This is a genomic window from Baaleninema sp., assembly GCF_049974805.1.
Lineage (GTDB): Bacteria > Cyanobacteriota > Cyanobacteriia > Cyanobacteriales > Geitlerinemataceae > Baaleninema.
The window spans coordinates 1-17,603 of record NZ_JBNGCO010000101.1 but is presented as its reverse complement, the minus strand read 5'-3'; the positions used below and the strand labels follow the sequence as shown (position 1 = coordinate 17,603).

Genomic DNA, 17,603 nt, shown 5'->3' with positions numbered 1-17,603 from the left:
TCGCTTTTCCACCCCGCGCTAAAGCGACGGGGCTACCAAGCTCCCGGACTTTTTATGTGTTTTTTCAGAGCAGATTACCTAAAAATACTGAAAGGTTCGGGATTTTCACGGATTAAAAGTCAACAAAAATACGATATTGTAAACGAAATTTCGATCGCTCTCGTGGGCTTTTACTCAGAATTACGTACATAAAATTACGGCTGTTTATGCCGCGCGACCTGGGGCGATCGACCTCGAACCATCAGGAAAGTGCGTTGCGATGTCGGATCTATTTATTTCGGAATATCTCGAGGGAAGTAGTTATAACAAAGCCCTCGAACTTTACAATCCTACGAGCGTTGAGATTGATTTAGATGCGGGTAATTACAGCCTAGAAGTGTATTTTAACGGTGAAACGACGCCGACTCAAACTTTAGAATTAACCGGAGTGATCGCCCCCAAAGAGGTATTCGTCCTTGCCCACGGTAGCGCAGATTCAGATATTTTAAATATTGCCGATATCACGAATAATTTCGTTGTTAACTTTAACGGAAACGATACAATTCTTATCACAAAAAGCGGGAAATTAATCGATAGTTTTGGTAAAATAGGAGAAGACCCCGGAGCTTATTGGGGAAGCGGAGAAACCGCCAGTCAAAATCGAACCCTTCGCCGCCAACCGGGAATTTACCAAGGTGACAGCGACGCCAGCGACAGTTTCGATCCGGCGGTGGAATGGATAGGATTTGACGAAGACACCAGCGACGGCTTGGGTTCCCATACCGCCACAATTCCCGACACGCCGCCGAGTGTTTTGGCGACGACACCGTTAAATAACAATACGGGAGTGTCGATCGCTTCGGATTTAACAATTCAATTTAACGAAGCCGTTACCGTTTCGGGAAATTGGTTTAGCATCGTCGGCGACAGCAGCGGAACCCACACCGCCAGCGTTAGCGGAAGCGGATCGGAATATAGTCTCGATATCGACGATGACTTTCACTCAGGCGAAATAGTAACAGTAACACTGTTTAAAACGGGAATCGCTGACATCGACGACACGCCAGACTCTCCAGATTCCGATTACAGCTTCAGTTTTCAAACCACCACCTCCGGCGGCGTCATTTTTAACGAAATTCTCGCCGATCCCGATTCCAGCAACGGCGACGCTAACGGCGACGGGGAGATTGACAGTTCCGAAGACGAGTTTATTGAATTTTTAAACAATACTGGAAGTGCGATCGATCTCTCGGGATGGAAGGTTTCCGACGCGGTGGAAGTTCGCCATATCTTCCCCGCAGACACGATTCTGGCTGACGGAGAAGCGATCGTGGTGTTTGGAGGAGGAACGCCGACAGGGAGTTTCGGCGGTTCGATCGTTCAAACAGCGAGTACCGGTTTACTGGGGTTAAACAACGACGGCGACAGCCTCACCCTCAACGACGGAAGCCAGGATGTCGCCACATATATATATGGAAGCGAAGGCGGCGACAACCAATCGCTAACGCGATCGCCTGATGTTACGGGGGGATTCGTCAAACACGAAACCCTTGGTTCGTCGCAGTTTTCACCGGGAACCCAAACTGACGGTTCGTCGTTTCCCCTCGATACGACATCACCGAGTCTCGCGGCGACGACGCCTCTGGATAACGCCTCGGATGTGGAGAAAAGCCTCGATTTAACGATTCGCTTTGACGAAGTGGTGGCGAAAGGAACGGGTTCGATCGAACTTCGTCGCAGTAGTGACGATGCGGTAGTGGAAGCGATCGACATTTCTTCTTCGCGAGTTTCCCTCAGCGGCGATACGGTAACTGTGGATTTGGCGAATTCTCTGGCGTTTTCCACGAGTTACGAGGTTCGCATCGACAATACGGCTTTTGAGGATTTGGCGGGAAATCCATTTGCGGGAATCGACGACGCCACGACGTGGAATTTTACGACGATGGCGGAATCGGGAAATTCGGGAAATTCTGGAAGTTCTGGAAGTTCTGGGAATTCGGGAAGTTCGGGAAATTCTGGAAACTCTGGGAATTCGGGAAGTTCTGGAAGTTCGGGAAATTCTGGAAACTCTGGAAACTCTGGGAATTCGGGGAATTCGGGAAGTTCTGGGAATTCTGGGAATTCGGGAAATTCAGAAGAAGCAGAAAAGGCGATCGAATCAGAAACCTCGCTACCGGAAACAGTTTCAGAAGTTTCGCCTTCAGCAGAAGTTCCCGAAGCGTCTCTGTCTGAAACGGCGTCGATCGCAATTCCCGAGACATCTTCCTTGTATCCCCCAGCCAACAACACTGAAAATTACGAAGGCTGCGTGAAATTCGACATCGATGGGATTTCCTCAGAAACGGGAAGCGTCGGAGACGATTTGATGTTTGGCGATGAGGAAGCCAACGAAATTTTCGGGGGAAGCGGTAGCGATACCCTCATCGGATGGGAGACGGGAGACAATCTCGACGGTGGCGACGGGGAAGATTGGCTGTTTGGAAATCGCGGAAACGACGATCTCGAAGGAAACGGTGGAAGCGATCGACTGTTTGCGGGGAAAGACGACGATCGACTTTGGGGAGGGGATGGAGACGATACTCTCGCCGCAGAGTTGGGAGATGATTGTGTTTTGGGAGAAGTGGGAAACGATCTGTTGTTGGGAAATGCGGGATTCGATCGCATCTGGGGAGGCGACGACAACGATAGTCTGTTTGGGGGGAAAGACGACGACGAACTTTTTGGCGAGGGTGGCGACGACTTCCTTTCGGGAGATTGGGGAGACGACACTTTAACTGGAGGGGGAGGGATCGATCGCTTTATTCTCGGGTTTGGGAAAGAGACGATTACAGATTTCACCGATGGTGTCGATCGCTTGGTGTTGGGAAACTCCCTAACACTGTCACAGTTGCGGGTGTTTCAGGTAGAGACGACGACGGAGATTCGGTTAGGAGACGAGGTGGTGGCGGTGTTGCTGGGGGAAAGGGTGGATTCGATCGACGTAACGGATTTCGAGACGGGGTTTGAGATTTAGCGATCGCCGTGTCGTATCCAAGCTTGAAACTGACGAACCAAGGTGAGATAGTCAGTCTCGAGGGATCGATCGAGAAATTCCGCAATTTGGGAAATGGGAATCGTGGGAAAAATCCCACTGCGATCGCCTTCGACGTAATCGCCGTTTTCCAATTGATAGACAACCAGACGATTTCCGTCGTATCGCCACACTTCCCCAATCCCAATTTCAGCGTAAATCGCGAGGCGATTTTTCGAGGAACTGGCGATATCAATTTCCACCGCAAGATCGGGAGGCGGATCGCGATTGTAGTCAAAGCGTCGCAATCCCCGAATGGCGTCTAAATTACGAACGTAGAAACACTCATCCGGTTCGATTCCCGCCAATTCCGGTTTTTTGAACGTTGTCGAACCGAAGGGTTCGATGGCGATTTCCAATTCTTCCGCGAGAGTTTCGACAAAACGTCCGATTACCTTTTTATATCGTTCGTGTTCTGGAGAAGGAACCATCAGATCCAGGGTTCCGCGATAATACGTCAAGCGAAAGCGGCGATGTTGGCTAATATCTCGCAACAAGGCTTCGTAAGTTTCCCAGGAAATTCCCGTGAGTTGGAATTTGGGAGTAGTCGGAAGTGCGATCGGGTTCATGGGGATGGTTTGAAAAAACTTCGTAAAAATCAGAGCGATCGACTTAATTTGATTTTACTTTGATTTTAGCTTGTTGTTCTCGTTGCCATCCTATGGCTGGGAATGCCTTCTCGAGGCTCCACTTCCTAAATTACCTTCATAAAAAGATTTTGCGATCGGAGGGACGATCTTCATCGATCGCTTTTTGCAAATACTCAAAAGTTTCCTGCTGCTCTTGAATGTTTTCGGCTGTATCTTCACACCAAGAGTCGAGCAACTGAATCACCCGATCGATTTGCTCTTGGCTGGGTAACTGTGTTGTCAAATTAGAAATTTGGCGATCGCACATCTTCCACCCTTCCCACTACTGAACAGACAACGCATATTCAGCATCCCCATCCATTATCTGAAGACGCTGCTGTAACCGAACTACATAAGCCTTAAAGCCAATCGAACTTCCGTCTTCTAATTTAAACGCATTCACCACGTTCCGAATCGTCGATTCCTGCTCGGGACTCAGTTCGTCTATAATTAAAATAACCTGTAAACTGCTTTTGAACGCATCCAATAAAAGGTTGTTCAGTTCGTAAGACATCATTCCTTCAGGAATACCCGGTTTGAGTTCTCGAATCCATCCCGTGACTTTTTCACAGGTGGCGCGATCGTCAAACACATAGTTAATAATTTTCTGTACCCAAGTGGTTGCTGTTTCGTCGCGAATTTGCTTGTCAGTGACGACGCTAAACGCCGATGCAAACTTCATCAATTGCGGGATAATATGACCGTTTAAATAGTTGTTGCGTTCGAGTGTCGTGGTTTTGCGTTCGCCGTAACATTCGTATTCTACTAAATTGACTCGTAGCGATGGTTTATTTTGTCGATCGTAAATCAAGAGCAGTGCGTCGGGAATTCCGCGAATACCAGAAACCGAGCGGACTCCAGCGGTTAAAAACAGGCGATTTTCGGAGATTAACACCGTTCGATCGACTTGATAATCTGCAAATAACTCGTAAAAATTCTGATTGACTAGAGTTTCTAAGCCTCGAGTTTTGTCAGTTTCGTTCGCAAATTTAACCGTTTGAAACGTTCCCATAATTTTAAGGTTCTTTTCAGAATACTCTTCTATGTCCTCCAAATCCTCATGGGTATCTTCGTCCAATGCTTCATCCTGACCATCTGAAAGCAGTGTTTGATTTTCTATATTGCAGTTTTCGGGTAGTTTAAAATCGGATATAATTTGCGAATTAAAAGTTCGATCGAGTAAATCTCGAGCCTCTTTATCTTTAATCGGCTTTGCACCTTGCAGATATTTCAAAGACCAATATTTTCCGCCGATTTTTGACAGTATTTTGAGGTCAAACGGCTCGCAGAATTCTAAATCGATAAAATTTAAGCAATGAACGTAAGACTCCCCGTCTTCCCAAGGTTTGAGATCGGTAATACATCCGAGAATACCCCGAACGCTACAAAAGCTCGTTTTCCCTACTTTGACGGCTAAATAAACGCGATCGCCTGGGGTTGCACCGCGATTGAGAAAGCCAATGATATTCTTACGAACGCAAATTATATAATTTTCAATGGATTTACTACAGTGTGAAATTCGATAAACCATACTTGGGAAGTGAAAACGCTCGAAACGCACTTTATAAAACTTTATCGTAATCTACGAACGTGCGTTCTTACCACCGTTGTCTCAAATATCTCGATCGCCATTCTCCAAGAATAGATAAAAAACAGGCGATCGCCATCGCAACCGCCTGCAACCATCAACCTTCAGGAAAACAACTTAAGCACCCACAGCCTCTTTCGCCGCGTACAACACCTCAGCCGTAATCGTATCGATACCGCGATCGCGTGCGAATTTCTCCGTGTTGCGTTTCACCTTGGCGCGAACGAACCCAGGAATCTTATTCAACTGAGCCAACCCGTCTTTACTCCAACTGAGATCCGAATCCGCCGAAACGCTCTTCGTAATCGCTTCCTTCGTATCGTGTCCGCCGAAAATTTCCAACAGGTGATCTTCCATTCCCAGGGTAAACGAATTGTAAATCAAATCCACCACTTGATTGGCGCCTTCGTACCCCAAAAACGGCTTGTATCCCACCGGGAAATTCTGAATGTGAATCGGTGCCGCAATCACGCCGCAGGGAATATCTAACCGCTTCCCAACGTGACGTTCCATCTGGGTGCCAAAAATCGCAGCAGGTTCCAGACGCGCGATCGCATCCCCAATCGCGGCGTTATCATCGCTAATCAAAACCTCATCACAATACTCGCTGACTTGTTCGCGGAACCAATCCGCATCGTATTTACAATAGGTTCCCGCCAAAACCACGTGAATCCCCATCTCCCGAGACAGGATTTTCGTCATCGCCGCTGCGTGGGTGTTGTCGCCAAACACCACCGCTTTCTTACCCGTGAGGTTTTGACAGTCAATAGAACGGGAGAACCACGCCGCCTGAGACACGAAACGGGTTTGATTGTCGATATATTCCTCGAAATCCGTCTCGGCGCCGAGTTGGTTCAAAACCTTGCCAATTTCGCGAATACAACGCGCCGTATCTACCACACCCATCGGCGTAATATCCACAAACGGCATCTCGAACTCGGTTTTGAGGTAGTTCGCCGCCATCGTTCCCAATTCGCGATAGGGAACCAGGTTAAACCAGGCGCGAGGTAGGTTCTTCAACTCGCGAACCGAGGCACCGTGGGGAATTACGGCGTTGACTTCGATTCCCAAATCCGCCATTAGCCGTTTTAATTCTGTGGCGTCGTGTTGGTTGTGGAATCCTAACGAGGAAATTCCGAGAATATTAACCGACGGTTTTTCGGTTTTATCCTGGGGAAGTTCGCCTTTTTTCTGGGCTTTTTCCAGATAATACCGCAGGATCTGTTCGAGGGTGCGATCGGCGGCTTGTAATTCGTTGACGCGATAGTGGTTTACGTCAGCGAGGAGAACGTCGCAGTTGGCTTCGAGTTGTGCGCGAGAGACAAAGTTGGCGAGGTCTTCTTGTAAGATGCTGGAGGTGCAGGTGGGGGTAAGAACGATGAGATCGGGATGTTCTTCGGCATCTTTGCGGGTGATGTTGTTCACCACTTTATCCTGAGAGCCTCGCGCCAAAACGTTGCGATCGACGACACTGGCGGTAACGGGGGTAAAATCCCGCTCCCGTTCCAACATCGATCGCATCACGTTAAAATAGTCGTCGCCGAGTGGCGCGTGCATAATTGCATGAACGTTTTTGAAAGAACTGGCAATCCGTAGCGTGCCAATATGTGCCGGTCCGGCATACATCCAGTAAGCCAATTTCATATAACGATCTCCCGTTGTCGCTTCAAGGGTGCGATCGCACCGCGAAACCGAGTTTTGTCAATTCCGAGGCGCGATCGATAGGGACATTGATGAATTGAGGATGAATTGAGGACGAACTCAGATTTTTTTAATAGGTAAAATCGCTTATTGTCAAAGCTTAAATTACCCCGTTACCTGTGGTTCGACTGGACTCTAGCCTACGACTAAAGCAATTTATTTGTTGTCCCTTAGAGACGATTCTTAACGGTTTAGTACATTCCTTAACAAATTATCGATAACGGTTCGATCGAACTTCACTCAAATTCAAAGGTTAGCATCTGACGGCAAGTTGCTGTATCGATCTTCGTCGAACCTTCGCAATTTTCCAGATCCCCAGATCTCAGGATTTTTTATTACAATACAAAATATATTTTGTCAATAGATTTTCAGCGTATTTTTTGTTAAATTCTGTATCGACCAATGAGTTTTTCTACAATAGAAATCGACAGTCCCAACTCGAATCAGCTCGAACGGCGAGAGAAAACGCGATGGAAACAGGGAAAAATCCAGCCTTGAAACGGGGTATCGGGTGGATTGCTGGATCTGCCGTATTAGCAGCAGTCAGCCTCGGAGGATGGGTGGTCTACAGTCGCCGATCGAACTCCGCCCAAACCGTCAGCGTGCGGGTGTTAACCGTCGAACGAACCGACGTCGAACGGACGGTGAACGAAAGCGGCACAGTAAAACTGGGGTCTCAGCAAACCCTGAAAGCCCCCAGCGATGCCACAGTTATCGAGGTCAAAGCGGCTATGGGCGATCGCGTGTCACCCGGTCAGGAATTGCTGATTTTGCGCGACGACGAAGAACTCACCCAACTCGAAGAACATTTACTGAGAATTCGCCAAAAAGAACTTGACGTGGAGGCGAAACAGCAGAAAGTGGAAAACGCCAGGGGGAGTTTGGAAGCGGCGCGTCGGGAACGCGATCGCGTTCTCCGCCGCGCTCGCGATGCCGATCGCGCCAGTCTCGTCGAACGCCAAAACGAAATCCAACAAATCGCCTTAGAACTCGAAAACAAGCGTCAAGCGGCTGTCGATGCTCGGGAAACCCTCACCAGCCGACAGGAACAGTTAGAACGCGATCGCAGCTTGTACGATCGCGGGTTCATTTCCCTCAACCAACTCCAAGACACAGAAAACGCCGTGCGCCAAGCCGAAGCGCAATTGCGCCAAGCTCGATTAGAAGTTCAAAGCACCCAACTGCGCCTCGAGAGTTCCCAGGCGAGTCTCGAGACTGTCCGCCGCCAAATCGAAGACGCCGTTCGCACCGCCGAAGAAGAACGCCGCGAAGCCGCCTCCGCCGTTCGCGCCGCCGAAATCGCCTTAGAAGAGGCTCTGTACGACGCCAACACCGCCACCTTAGAGCTGCAACAGTTGCAACTGGCCGCCCAAACCATCGAAGAACAGCTGCAAAGCCGCATCGTCTCAGCCCCCATCGGCGGTAAAATCCTCGATATCGATGTCGTGCGGGGGGACGTGGTGCAAATCGGCGAAAGTTTGCTCACCCTCGGCGATCCCGATCGAGAAATCGTGGAACTGCAACTGTCCACCCTCAACGCCAAAGAAGTACGAAGCGGTCAACCCGCGCGGATTTCCGTTATCGGACCCGACGAAGAAATCTACGAGGGACAAGTCGAACGGATCTCCTTAAGTGCCGATGGCGAAATGGCCGATAGCGGGAGTCGAGAAAGTCTGGCCGCCGTCAACGCGATCGTCAATCTCGACGAACCCAGCGGCGCCCTGATTCCGGGGAGTCAAGTCAACGTCGAAATCGTCCTCGATCGAAAACCCGACGCAGTCGCCCTCGACATCGAAGCCATTCAGCAACCGGACACCGATCCCTTCGTCTGGCTGCTCGATGACAGCAACACCGTCAGCCGCCAACCCGTTACCCTAGGACTCGACGGCCTCACCATCGTTGAAATTCTCTCAGGTTTGGAACCCGGCGATCGCGTCGCGATTCCTCCCATCGAAGCCGAACTCGAACCCGGAACCACCGTCGAACCCAATTGAGATGATGGGATGATGAGATGATGTGATGATGGGATGACCGGATGATGTGAAATCTCCTCACCTGCTCACTATGCCTCTGTCTCCTGTCGATCTCTTCAAAATCACCTATTCCTCTCTCAAAGCGAATCCCTTGCGATCGAGCTTGACGAGTCTTGGCGTGTTTATGGGGGTGGCGGCGGTGAGTGCGACGTTACAGGTGGGCAATATCAGCCAAGCGGTTATCGAAAAACAACTCAACGAACGACAAGCCCCCCGAGTCGATGTCGGTTCTTCCTGGCAGCGCAACAAACCCTATCGACGGTTGCAACTCGAGGATATGGAGTACCTGAAAGAACGCTTGATTAACGCTCAAGCTGTGAGTGCTTCGACCTGGGTGTGGTTCTCTTGGTCCGTAACCTATCTCGATCGAGAAGCGAGTCCAAATATGGTTGCGGTATCTGGGGATTATCTGAAAACCTCGGGCTTGCGCATGACGGACGGGCGATTTTTTAGCCGCGTTGATTTTGAAAATTACCGTTCTGTTCTGGTGGTAGACGAGATTTTGGTCGAGCATCTGTTTCCCGATCGCGATCCCATCGGCGAACGGGTGTATGTGGGAGGTCGTCCCTTTATCGTTCGCGGTGTCGTAGAAAGCAAACTCGAAGGGGGGGATCGGGAAGACCCCCAAGGTAAGATGTATATGCCAATTACGGTATGGCACGCCCTATCGGGGTATCAGGTGCTTCATCGGATACTCATCCGTCCCCATCGCCTCGAGGATTTGGATTCGATCGAAACTCAGGCGGTGGCATTGTTAGAACAGCGGTATCCCGACCACAGTTTTTGGTCTTACAACAACGTCGGCGACATTCTCGCCCAACGGGAAACCCTCAAAACCGTGTCTCGATCGCTCCTCGCCGTGGGAGGCATTGCCTTACTGGTCGGTGGCGTAGGGATTGCTAACATTACCATCGCCTCGGTGATGGAAAGGACCGCTGAAATCGGCTTGCGGTTGGCCATTGGGGCGAAACCCCGCGACGTAATGTTTCAGTTTGTTTTGGAAGCCACGGTGTTGAGCGTAGTCGGGGGCGTGACGGCCATCGCTACGGTTCACTTTATTACGGTGGCGGTGAGTAATGCCTTCGATTTACCGTATCAGTTTGACGGTCGATCGGCGACTCTGGCGTTGGGGTCGGCGTTGGTCGTGGGAGTAGGGGCGGGATTTCTCCCGGCGTTACGAGCCAGTCGCCTCGATCCCGTCAGTGCCTTGCGGTCTTGAGCAATGGAGTAGAAGACGTTGGTTTTTTAACGGTTGGCGTCCCAGAAAAAGGGGGCAGTCCGAAAGCTGCCCCACTGTTTAAATCAAAAGTGCTATCCGTAAAATCCGTTGACATCTAGCTCGAAAGCCAGATGCAACAGCGATCGAGCCAATTACTCGCCGTCTTGGAACGAGGAAAGAAACTCGCGAATTTTCTCAGCCGCAATATCGCGACCGCCCAAGCCAAAGGCCAGAGCCACCGCCACCGCCAACGCACCCAGCAGCAAGCCGAAGGCGAGGTTGACGATATCCGGCGCGATGCCCATTTGTTGCAAGGTCATGGCGACCACAAAGGCAATGATGGAGATGCGAGCCACTTGACCGAGAAGCCGAGCTTGCGAACTCCCCGAACCAATAATGAGGTTGTACACGAGATTGGCCAGATACAAGCCGACGGCCAAGACCACCAATCCGGCGAGGATGCGGCCGAAGATGACCAACAACCCGGAAACGATCTCGTTCAGGGCGGGAATTTCGAGAACGTCAACAGCGGCGACGATGGCAAAGAGTTCGATGGCCACCCAAACCACAATGCCCACAAATTCAGAAGGCGTGCGGCTTCCGGCTTGGAACGGCGTCATTTCACCGGGGTCTTCCGGACGGCGGGGAGGCGGGTTGAGACCTAAAGCCGAGAAGATGTTGTTAAAGCCCAGGCTGGTGAGCAAGCTGGTGACGAATTCCGAAATCCAGCGCCCTAGGAAGAAGAACACGGCGATAATTAAACCGGCCGTGAAGATTTGCGGCAGGAAGTCGAGCACTTGCTCGAGCATACTAATGGCCGGTGCCGAGACGGACTGAATTCTCAGAGCGTCTAGGGCAGCGATGGCGATGGGAATCAGGATGAGGATGTACGCCACCGTCCCGACGATTCCCGAAAGGGGCATTCCTCCCATTTGAGAGAGGCCGACTCTCGCGCCGATGTTGTCGATACCCGTGGCGGCCAGGAAGTTCGTGACCAAGCCGCGCACGACTCGCGCCACAATCCAACCGATAACGCCGATGGCCACTGCCGTTAAGATATTGGGCAGGTAAGCCAGGATTTTCTCGAGCATGGCTTGCAGGGGCATCAGTAACCCTTGTAAGCCGAGAGTGTCGAGAATAATGGGTAGGAACAGCAGGAAGATAAACCAATAGAGGGTATTGGCGAGGGTCTCGTTGATGAGGAACGGACTTTGACCGCCAGACTGTTCGGCGAGGCGATCGTCCAGGCGAAAGCGTTCTAAGCCTCGGGTCAGCAAGACTTTCGAGAGGGTTGCCAAGACCCAAGCAAATCCCAACCACAAGAGAGCTGCACCGGCTCGGGGCAGGTAGTCGAAGATTTGTTCTAAAAATCCCGCTAGGGGAGCGGAGACGATTTCCAGTTTGAGGGCGTTGAAGAACGCCAACAATCCGAAGAGTAGGACAATCCAGTAAACGAGCGTGGCTGCCCACTGTTCGACCGGGAGCGAGGATCTACCTTCGGCGTCTCCGGACATCCAGGCCGCAATTTTGTTATCGATGTCGGTTCGGCGGAGAAGCGCTTTGACGGCCGTGGCCGCCAGACTCGCGCCTAGCCAAAACAGAATCAAGATCAGAATCGCACCAACAATGCTCGGTAAAAAAGAACCAATAGCTTCGCTGATGCTATTGACAAACGATTCTAAGCTGACTTGAGCGAGAAGTTGAGAACTGCTCGAGTCGTGAATCGCTGGGATACACCAGGTTTCTATCATGTAAGTTTTTCGCGATCGAGACCTCACCCTCGAGGTGAAGTCTGTCGCGTCCTCCGTATTACTACAATGTCATCTGAATTTCGATCGAACGATCGAGGCGTTACAGATGCCGACCGCAATCGGTCGGGAATTCGATCTAACTAAACTCGTAATAAGGATAGCGGTGTCGCGTCCTATAGCAACACTTGGGATTATCCTACAGAAATAATTGGATTCCTCCCAAGTTTTACGGGTTTTTTTACGGTTTTTATAGGATCTCGCCTTGGCGTTTCCCCTCGCACTCTCCTTGAAGCCAGTCCTCTGTCACGTTGAAATGTATGTAAAGATGAGAAAACAGTCGATCGCCGAAACGCGATCGCGATCTCAACGAGTTCTACCGCTTGTCTTGCACCGATCTCGCCGATGCGAACCTTTAACACCGCCCGTTCTTCTGCCCAAACTCACCGCCTCTTCGAGCAGTCGGTTTTCGTGCGTGCCAGCGCCACCGCCGTCGAACGCTGTTTGACGGATTTGGATTTAATGCACCAATGGCTCAATCCGGCGTTACGCTGCGAACCCGTGGGGACTTGGGACACGGCGGTGGGATCGCCATCTCGGTTTGTCATTCAAATTCCGCTGCTTCGTCCGACCTTACGATCGACCGTCGTCGAACGAGAACCGGGACTCGTTGTTTGGGGCTTCGAGGGCTTTTTCGTCGGGCGCGATCGCTGGGAATGCCAACCGCAAATCGACGGCACTCTTTTAATCAACCGCTTCGAGTTCCAGATTCCCAACGCCCTCGTCGCCTACGGTTTCGATACCTTCGCCGCCAGTTGGACGAAGGCAGACATGGACGCCCAACTCCGCCGCCTCAAGCGGGTCGCCGAGCGTCTGTATCGTTCGGAGGGTCGATAATAGGCAAGAGATAATGGCACGCGATCCCATCGACCTTCACGTTGACGTTCGAGGCGACGGTTTTCCGATTCTGATGCTCCACGGCCATCCGGGAGCGAGCGGTTGTTTGTCGGTGTTTGCCCATCGCTTGAGTCCTCGCTACCGTACCATTTGCCCGGACTTACGGGGCTACGGCCGCAGCCGACCCCGAGGGGCTTTCGAGATGGACGCCCATCTCGAGGATTTAGAGGCGCTGCTCGAGCGTTTGCACGTCGATCGCTACCTCCTGTTAGGCTGGTCGCTTGGCGGAATTTTGGCACTCGAACTCGCCCTGCGCCACGGCGATCGCGTGGCGGGAGTTATCGGCATTGCCACCGCCGCCCGGCCGCGCGGTAGCCACCCTCCCGTCAGCCGTCAGGACTTAGCCTATACGGCCGTTGCCGGGATTTTAAACCGCCTCAAACCGGGATGGCGTTGGAATATCGAGACTTTCGGCAAGCGATCGCTGTTTCGCCACTTAGTACGGCGACAGGAGCCGTCGGTATACCGCTATCTCGCCCGTGAAGGGGTGTCGGCCTATTTGAAGACGCACCCCGAGGCCACACGAGCGCTGCAACAGGCGTTACAGCAGGGGTACGATCGCCGTTCGGAACTCGATCGCGTTCGCTGTCCCTGTCTGTGGTTAGCCGGAGACAGGGACTGCCACATCACCCCCGAAGCCAGTCGAGAAACCGCCTTGGCACTGGCAGACTGTCAGTGGATTTGCTATCGCGATACCGCCCATCTTTTCCCCTGGGAAATTCCCGAGCGAGTCTGTCGCGATATCGAAACCTGGCTGTCCGATCGCCCCGACTTAGGAGCGATCGCTCACGTTTGACCGCTCAGAATCGGCGCCGACAAAGGGGAAGTCATTTCCGCCTCCTCGTCGAATACCGTCAGTTCCGTGGGCTTGCAACGCAGGACTTCAATACCGATGCCCTGAGCGCCTTCGGCCTCTAAATCTTCGATGTATCCGGCTTTAGCGGCTTCCGCCTCCCTTTGAGACAGAAACGGCCCGAAGTAGTAGGTGCATTGAGGCGTTTCGGTGACGATTTTCACCCACCAGGCCAGACCGACGGTTTGCAGGAGGTTAACGAAAAACTCTTTCATGGTTAAATTGCCCGCTTGATAACTGAGGTGGAGAACCCTAGACCAACAGACGATTGGCTGCCGTTTGTTACAGTTCTTTATACTCTGCCGTTCGCTTTTTTTCAACGAACGGTTTGAGGAATTCGATCGCTCGGAGACTCGTTCCCTCGATTTGCGTTTCGATCCTACTACGATCCCCAATTTTAGAGGTGTAACTGATTCAACCAACGTTGACGATAAATTTCATAGAGGGCCATTCCGGCGGCCACGGAAACGTTGAGACTCGGCGTCGTCCCAGAAAGGGGAATCGACACGAGTTGGTCGCAGTGTCGTTGCGTGAGCATCCCGAGTCCACTGCCCTCGGCTCCCATGACTAACACAGTCGCCGCGTTAAATTCAACTTGATGGAGCGATCGATCGGCTTTTTCCGAGAGGCCGTAAATCCAAAAGCCTTCTTCTTTCAGGGTTTCGAGGGTTTGTGACAAATTAACAACTCGGGCGATGGGGATCGCTTCAACCGCTCCGGCGGCCACTTTCATTACCGTCGAAGACACGCTGGCGGCGCGACGTTGGGGAATGACAACCCCTTGAGCGCCGAGGGCTTCAGCGGTACGCACGATCGCCCCCAGGTTGTGGGGATCGGCGATCCCGTCGGCGACGATGAGAACCGGGCGCTCGTTAGTTTCTTTAGCGCGGGCGATCAGGGCGTCGAGATCCCAATATTGATAGGGGGACACCTGCGCCGCCACGCCTTGATGAGTCGCGCCGTTGGTCATTTGGTCCAAGCGTTTGTAAGACACTTCGTCGATAACGGTTCCGTTGGCTTTGGCTTCGGCGAGGAGCGTGTGGAAACGCGAGGCGTGGCGCAATTGGTTGACAATCCAAACGCGGTTGAGGGGGCGATCGCTCTCCAGGGCGCTGAGAACTGTATGGCGACCGTAAATTAAATCGTTGGCGTCGTTCTCTTCGGCGGAGCGTTCTGACGATCTGGCTTTCACGGGAGCCGTCGGTTTGGGGCGGCGGTGGCGAGGCGAACGCGAGGGTTTGCGAGATTTGCGAGGACGGAAATTAGAAGGTGACATGAGGCAGATAACAGATGTGTGATGAGGAGAAATAGGAGTCGGATAGGCTTCGGAAGAGTCCCCTCGAGGACGGGGAAAATGTCATGAAATCCTCAAACTTTTTCGGTTTCCCAACTTCCTGAAGATTTCCTAAAGATTTTGTCGGGTTCAAGGGGCAGAGGCTTAGGAATCGGAAGCTGAAGACCCTTGGCTGGGATGGGGATCGAGGGAAATGCGATCGAACAGCTCGAGTAACCGTTGGGGATCGCAGAGATAGAGATATCCCACCAAAGTTTCTAATCCCGTCGCTTGTTGGTACACCACAGGATCGAGCCGTTTGGGACTTTTAACCGTCGCGTTGCGTCCGCGACGTATAGCATCTTTTTCTTCTTCTGTCAAATAGGGTTCGATTTCCTGCAAATGCTGAGCTTGACGTTCGGCGCGAACCTGAGCCACGACGCATTGATGGTAGGCGCGAGTCCGTTGAGGAGGAAACAAATAGAACTGTCGGACGTATAACTCGTATACCGCATCGCCGAGATAGGCCAAGGCGGCGGACGAAATGCGCCGAACCTGTTGGGGGGTCAGTTCCCCGCGTTTGAGGGTTAACAGTCGGCTGGCATCTCCGGGGAGGGATCGATCGTCAGAATTCGGAGGCATACTCATGAAAAATCGGACAACCAGCCGTTTCGCGCCAAGGCGAAATGGCTGGCCGACCGTTGACTAGACTCACTTGGAAACGTTTTCGATCGCAGCTTCGACCGAACTCTGTAAAGACAGAAATTTTTCCAAACGCACGAGTTTCACCGTCTGCGTCACTCGCGGATTGGTCACGATCTGCAAGCTGCCGTTGGCATTTTGAGCTTTCTTTACCAACTGTACCAAAGCTCCCAATCCCGAGCTGTCCACGAAATCGATTTTGGACAAATCCAGGATGACATGAGCCGGCCCTTCCTCGACGCACTTACCCAGAACCTTTTGGAAGTTCGGCTCTGAAAACGCATCGAGCAGTCCAGTGAGTCGGAATAATTGGTAGTTACCTTTGACTTCGCGCGTGCCTCGCAGGCTAACCGTCAAATTGAGTGGCTCAGGAATGGCGTCCTCCTCTTATCGCTTCTGCCTTGAATCAACGCTTCAGTATAGGCTCTTTTCGGAGATTTTGTCCACTGAAACGGTAGGGGTCACGACGCGGTTTTTCGGGTTTCCCGCATCGTCTGGACGAACCGCTCGAACAGGTAATCGGCATCGTGAGGCCCGGGACTGGCTTCGGGGTGATACTGCACCGAAAACAGCGGTAACTGTTTGTGACGCAAACCGGCCACAGTGCGATCGTTGAGGTTGAGATGGGTCACTTCAATATCGGCCGCCAGCGAATCGGCGTCGATGGCGAAGCCGTGGTTTTGGCTAGTAATCTCTACCTGCTGCGTCAAACCGCAGGGTTGGTTGAGACCGCGATGGCCGAATTTGAGCTTAAAGGTTTCGGCCCCGATGGCCTGACCGAGAATTTGGTGTCCCATGCAAATGCCAAACATGGGTTTTTCGGCGTCGAGCAGGCGTTTGACTGTTTCCACGCCATCTTTCACCGCCGCCGGGTCTCCCGGTCCGTTGGACAGGAAGATGCCGTCGGGGTTGTATTTCAAAATCTCTTCAGGTGGGGTGTTGACGGGAACCACGATAACCCGACAACCGTAGCTGGCCAGACGACGCAGGATGTTCCGCTTGACGCCGAAATCGATCGCCACCACCGTATAAGTTTCGCCGTCCTCGGCCGATTTCGGCCGGAACTCCCAAATCGGATTCGTCGGTTCGCTCCACTCGTACACTTGGGAAGTGGTGACTTCCGGCACCAGGTTCAACCCCGCCATGCTGGGGGCTGCTTGCACTTGGGCCAGTAACTCATCGGGATCGAGAATTTCGCTGGAAACCGCACCGTTCATCGCCCCGGAGGAGCGAATTTTGCGAGTCAGAGCGCGGGTATCGATGCCGTAAATGCCGGGAATGCCATGTTGTTTGAGATAGTCGGGGAGAGATTGAGTCGATCGCCAGTTACTCGGACGCTGACAGATATTACGAGCGATCGCCGCTTTCGCATAAGGACGAGTCGACTCTTCATCTTCGGGATTCACGCCAACGTTCCCCAATTCCGGGTAAGTAAACGTAATTAACTGACCGCAGTAGCTCGGATCGGTCAACACCTCTTGATAGCCAGTCATTCCGGTGTTGAACACCACTTCGCCAATGGCCGTTCCCGTGGCTCCGAACGACCAGCCTTTGTAGTGAGTACCGTCGGCGAGAACGAGGATTGCGGGTTGAGCGCCTGAAATGGCCATGCGGGTAACGGATATATACGGATCGGCGCTATTATGCCACGTCTTGGCGGCCGGCGGTGCAGTGTCGTGTGAAGGTGCGATCGCATTCGGGGTAATGGGGTAATGGGGTGATGGGGTAATGGGGTGATGGGGTAATGGGGTGATGGGGTAATGGGGACAAGGAAGATACGCCTCATCTCATCATCCCCTCATCTCATCATCCCCTCATCTCATCATCCCCTCATCTCATCATCCCCTCATC

Annotated in this window: 16 protein-coding genes; 6 read left to right on the top strand and 10 right to left on the bottom strand. The window is 52.2% G+C overall.

The annotated features are described in order from the left end of the window. Both ACP5D4_RS17115 and ACP5D4_RS17110 read left to right on the top strand, forming a co-directional pair. Positions 1-192, top strand: a 192-nt coding sequence (locus tag ACP5D4_RS17115; RefSeq protein WP_428012830.1) for a hypothetical protein, incomplete at its 5' end; no start/stop codon positions are given. A 67-nt stretch (positions 193-259) separates the two neighbouring features. Continuing rightward, the gene (locus ACP5D4_RS17110) at positions 260-2,992 is read left to right on the top strand and encodes a lamin tail domain-containing protein (RefSeq protein WP_428012829.1); all 2,733 of its coding nucleotides are present in this window, start codon (positions 260-262) and stop codon (positions 2,990-2,992) included. On the opposite strand, the gene ACP5D4_RS17105 is transcribed toward ACP5D4_RS17110, so the two are convergent. From ACP5D4_RS17105 to bchB, 4 genes are all read right to left on the bottom strand, one after another. Next, positions 2,989-3,618, bottom strand: coding sequence for a Uma2 family endonuclease (locus ACP5D4_RS17105; RefSeq protein ID WP_428012828.1), 630 nt, complete (start codon positions 3,616-3,618; stop codon positions 2,989-2,991). The two genes, ACP5D4_RS17110 and ACP5D4_RS17105, sit on opposite strands and share 4 nt — an antisense overlap. A 136-nt stretch (positions 3,619-3,754) precedes the next feature. Further along, the gene (locus tag ACP5D4_RS17100) at positions 3,755-3,946 is read right to left on the bottom strand and encodes a hypothetical protein (protein WP_428012827.1); all 192 of its coding nucleotides are present in this window, start codon (positions 3,944-3,946) and stop codon (positions 3,755-3,757) included. Positions 3,947-3,961: 15 nt separating this feature from the next. After that, positions 3,962-5,209 (bottom strand): hypothetical protein, encoded by a 1,248-nt coding sequence (locus tag ACP5D4_RS17095; RefSeq protein WP_428012826.1) that lies wholly within the window; start codon positions 5,207-5,209, stop codon positions 3,962-3,964. 174 nt (positions 5,210-5,383) lie between these two features. After that, entirely contained in the window at positions 5,384-6,910 is a 1,527-nt protein-coding gene (gene bchB, locus ACP5D4_RS17090) for a ferredoxin:protochlorophyllide reductase (ATP-dependent) subunit B (RefSeq protein WP_428012825.1), read from the bottom strand. Between the two features lie 527 nt (positions 6,911-7,437). On the opposite strand from bchB, the gene ACP5D4_RS17085 reads away from it, so the two are divergent. Then, entirely contained in the window at positions 7,438-8,961 is a 1,524-nt protein-coding gene (locus ACP5D4_RS17085; protein WP_428012824.1) for an efflux RND transporter periplasmic adaptor subunit, read from the top strand. A 70-nt stretch (positions 8,962-9,031) separates the two neighbouring features. Further along, positions 9,032-10,219 (top strand): ABC transporter permease, encoded by a 1,188-nt coding sequence (locus tag ACP5D4_RS17080; protein ID WP_428012823.1) that lies wholly within the window; start codon positions 9,032-9,034, stop codon positions 10,217-10,219. Between the two features lie 152 nt (positions 10,220-10,371). On the opposite strand, the gene ACP5D4_RS17075 is transcribed toward ACP5D4_RS17080, so the two are convergent. Beyond that, the gene (locus ACP5D4_RS17075; protein ID WP_428012822.1) at positions 10,372-11,970 is read right to left on the bottom strand and encodes a mechanosensitive ion channel; all 1,599 of its coding nucleotides are present in this window, start codon (positions 11,968-11,970) and stop codon (positions 10,372-10,374) included. Positions 11,971-12,372: 402 nt separating this feature from the next. Here ACP5D4_RS17075 and ACP5D4_RS17070 point away from each other — a divergent pair, with 402 nt between their 5' ends. Next, positions 12,373-12,864, top strand: a complete 492-nt coding sequence (locus tag ACP5D4_RS17070; RefSeq protein ID WP_428012821.1) for an SRPBCC family protein — start codon at positions 12,373-12,375, stop codon at positions 12,862-12,864. A 13-nt stretch (positions 12,865-12,877) separates the two neighbouring features. After that, on the top strand, positions 12,878-13,720 hold the full coding sequence (locus ACP5D4_RS17065; protein WP_428012820.1) for an alpha/beta fold hydrolase: 843 nt from the start codon (positions 12,878-12,880) through the stop codon (positions 13,718-13,720). On the opposite strand, the gene ACP5D4_RS17060 is transcribed toward ACP5D4_RS17065, so the two are convergent. The 5 genes from ACP5D4_RS17060 to carA form a co-directional block, all read right to left on the bottom strand. Continuing rightward, a complete protein-coding gene (locus ACP5D4_RS17060) occupies positions 13,711-13,992 on the bottom strand; it encodes a DUF1816 domain-containing protein (RefSeq protein WP_428012819.1) in 282 nt (93 codons plus the stop codon). The two genes, ACP5D4_RS17065 and ACP5D4_RS17060, sit on opposite strands and share 10 nt — an antisense overlap. 182 nt (positions 13,993-14,174) lie before the next feature. Continuing rightward, positions 14,175-15,053 (bottom strand): 23S rRNA (guanosine(2251)-2'-O)-methyltransferase RlmB, encoded by an 879-nt coding sequence (rlmB, locus tag ACP5D4_RS17055; protein WP_428012818.1) that lies wholly within the window; start codon positions 15,051-15,053, stop codon positions 14,175-14,177. A gap of 162 nt (positions 15,054-15,215) precedes the next feature. Further along, positions 15,216-15,698: a Mini-ribonuclease 3 gene (locus tag ACP5D4_RS17050; protein WP_428012817.1), complete on the bottom strand. Its 483-nt coding sequence runs from the start codon at positions 15,696-15,698 to the stop codon at positions 15,216-15,218. A gap of 63 nt (positions 15,699-15,761) precedes the next feature. Beyond that, positions 15,762-16,109 (bottom strand): STAS domain-containing protein, encoded by a 348-nt coding sequence (locus ACP5D4_RS17045; protein WP_428012816.1) that lies wholly within the window; start codon positions 16,107-16,109, stop codon positions 15,762-15,764. 104 nt (positions 16,110-16,213) lie between these two features. Further along, on the bottom strand, positions 16,214-17,362 hold the full coding sequence (gene carA, locus ACP5D4_RS17040) for a glutamine-hydrolyzing carbamoyl-phosphate synthase small subunit (protein WP_428012815.1): 1,149 nt from the start codon (positions 17,360-17,362) through the stop codon (positions 16,214-16,216). Positions 17,363-17,603: the final 241 nt, after the last annotated feature.

Bases quoted from the DNA above. Each gene is read 5' to 3' on its own strand.
- ACP5D4_RS17080 (WP_428012823.1), top strand. From the start codon at position 9,032: ATGCCTCTGTCTCCTGTCGATCTCTTCAAAATCACCTATTCCTCTCTC.
- carA (WP_428012815.1), bottom strand. From the start codon at position 17,362: ATGGCCATTTCAGGCGCTCAACCCGCAATCCTCGTTCTCGCCGACGGT.
- ACP5D4_RS17075 (WP_428012822.1), bottom strand. From the start codon at position 11,970: ATGATAGAAACCTGGTGTATCCCAGCGATTCACGACTCGAGCAGTTCT.
- ACP5D4_RS17085 (WP_428012824.1), top strand. From the start codon at position 7,438: ATGGAAACAGGGAAAAATCCAGCCTTGAAACGGGGTATCGGGTGGATT.
- ACP5D4_RS17105 (WP_428012828.1), bottom strand. From the start codon at position 3,618: ATGAACCCGATCGCACTTCCGACTACTCCCAAATTCCAACTCACGGGA.
- ACP5D4_RS17060 (WP_428012819.1), bottom strand. From the start codon at position 13,992: ATGAAAGAGTTTTTCGTTAACCTCCTGCAAACCGTCGGTCTGGCCTGG.
- ACP5D4_RS17070 (WP_428012821.1), top strand. From the start codon at position 12,373: ATGCGAACCTTTAACACCGCCCGTTCTTCTGCCCAAACTCACCGCCTC.
- ACP5D4_RS17100 (WP_428012827.1), bottom strand. From the start codon at position 3,946: ATGTGCGATCGCCAAATTTCTAATTTGACAACACAGTTACCCAGCCAA.
- bchB (WP_428012825.1), bottom strand. From the start codon at position 6,910: ATGAAATTGGCTTACTGGATGTATGCCGGACCGGCACATATTGGCACG.
- ACP5D4_RS17050 (WP_428012817.1), bottom strand. From the start codon at position 15,698: ATGAGTATGCCTCCGAATTCTGACGATCGATCCCTCCCCGGAGATGCC.
- ACP5D4_RS17065 (WP_428012820.1), top strand. From the start codon at position 12,878: ATGGCACGCGATCCCATCGACCTTCACGTTGACGTTCGAGGCGACGGT.
- ACP5D4_RS17095 (WP_428012826.1), bottom strand. From the start codon at position 5,209: ATGGTTTATCGAATTTCACACTGTAGTAAATCCATTGAAAATTATATA.
- ACP5D4_RS17110 (WP_428012829.1), top strand. From the start codon at position 260: ATGTCGGATCTATTTATTTCGGAATATCTCGAGGGAAGTAGTTATAAC.
- rlmB (WP_428012818.1), bottom strand. From the start codon at position 15,053: ATGTCACCTTCTAATTTCCGTCCTCGCAAATCTCGCAAACCCTCGCGT.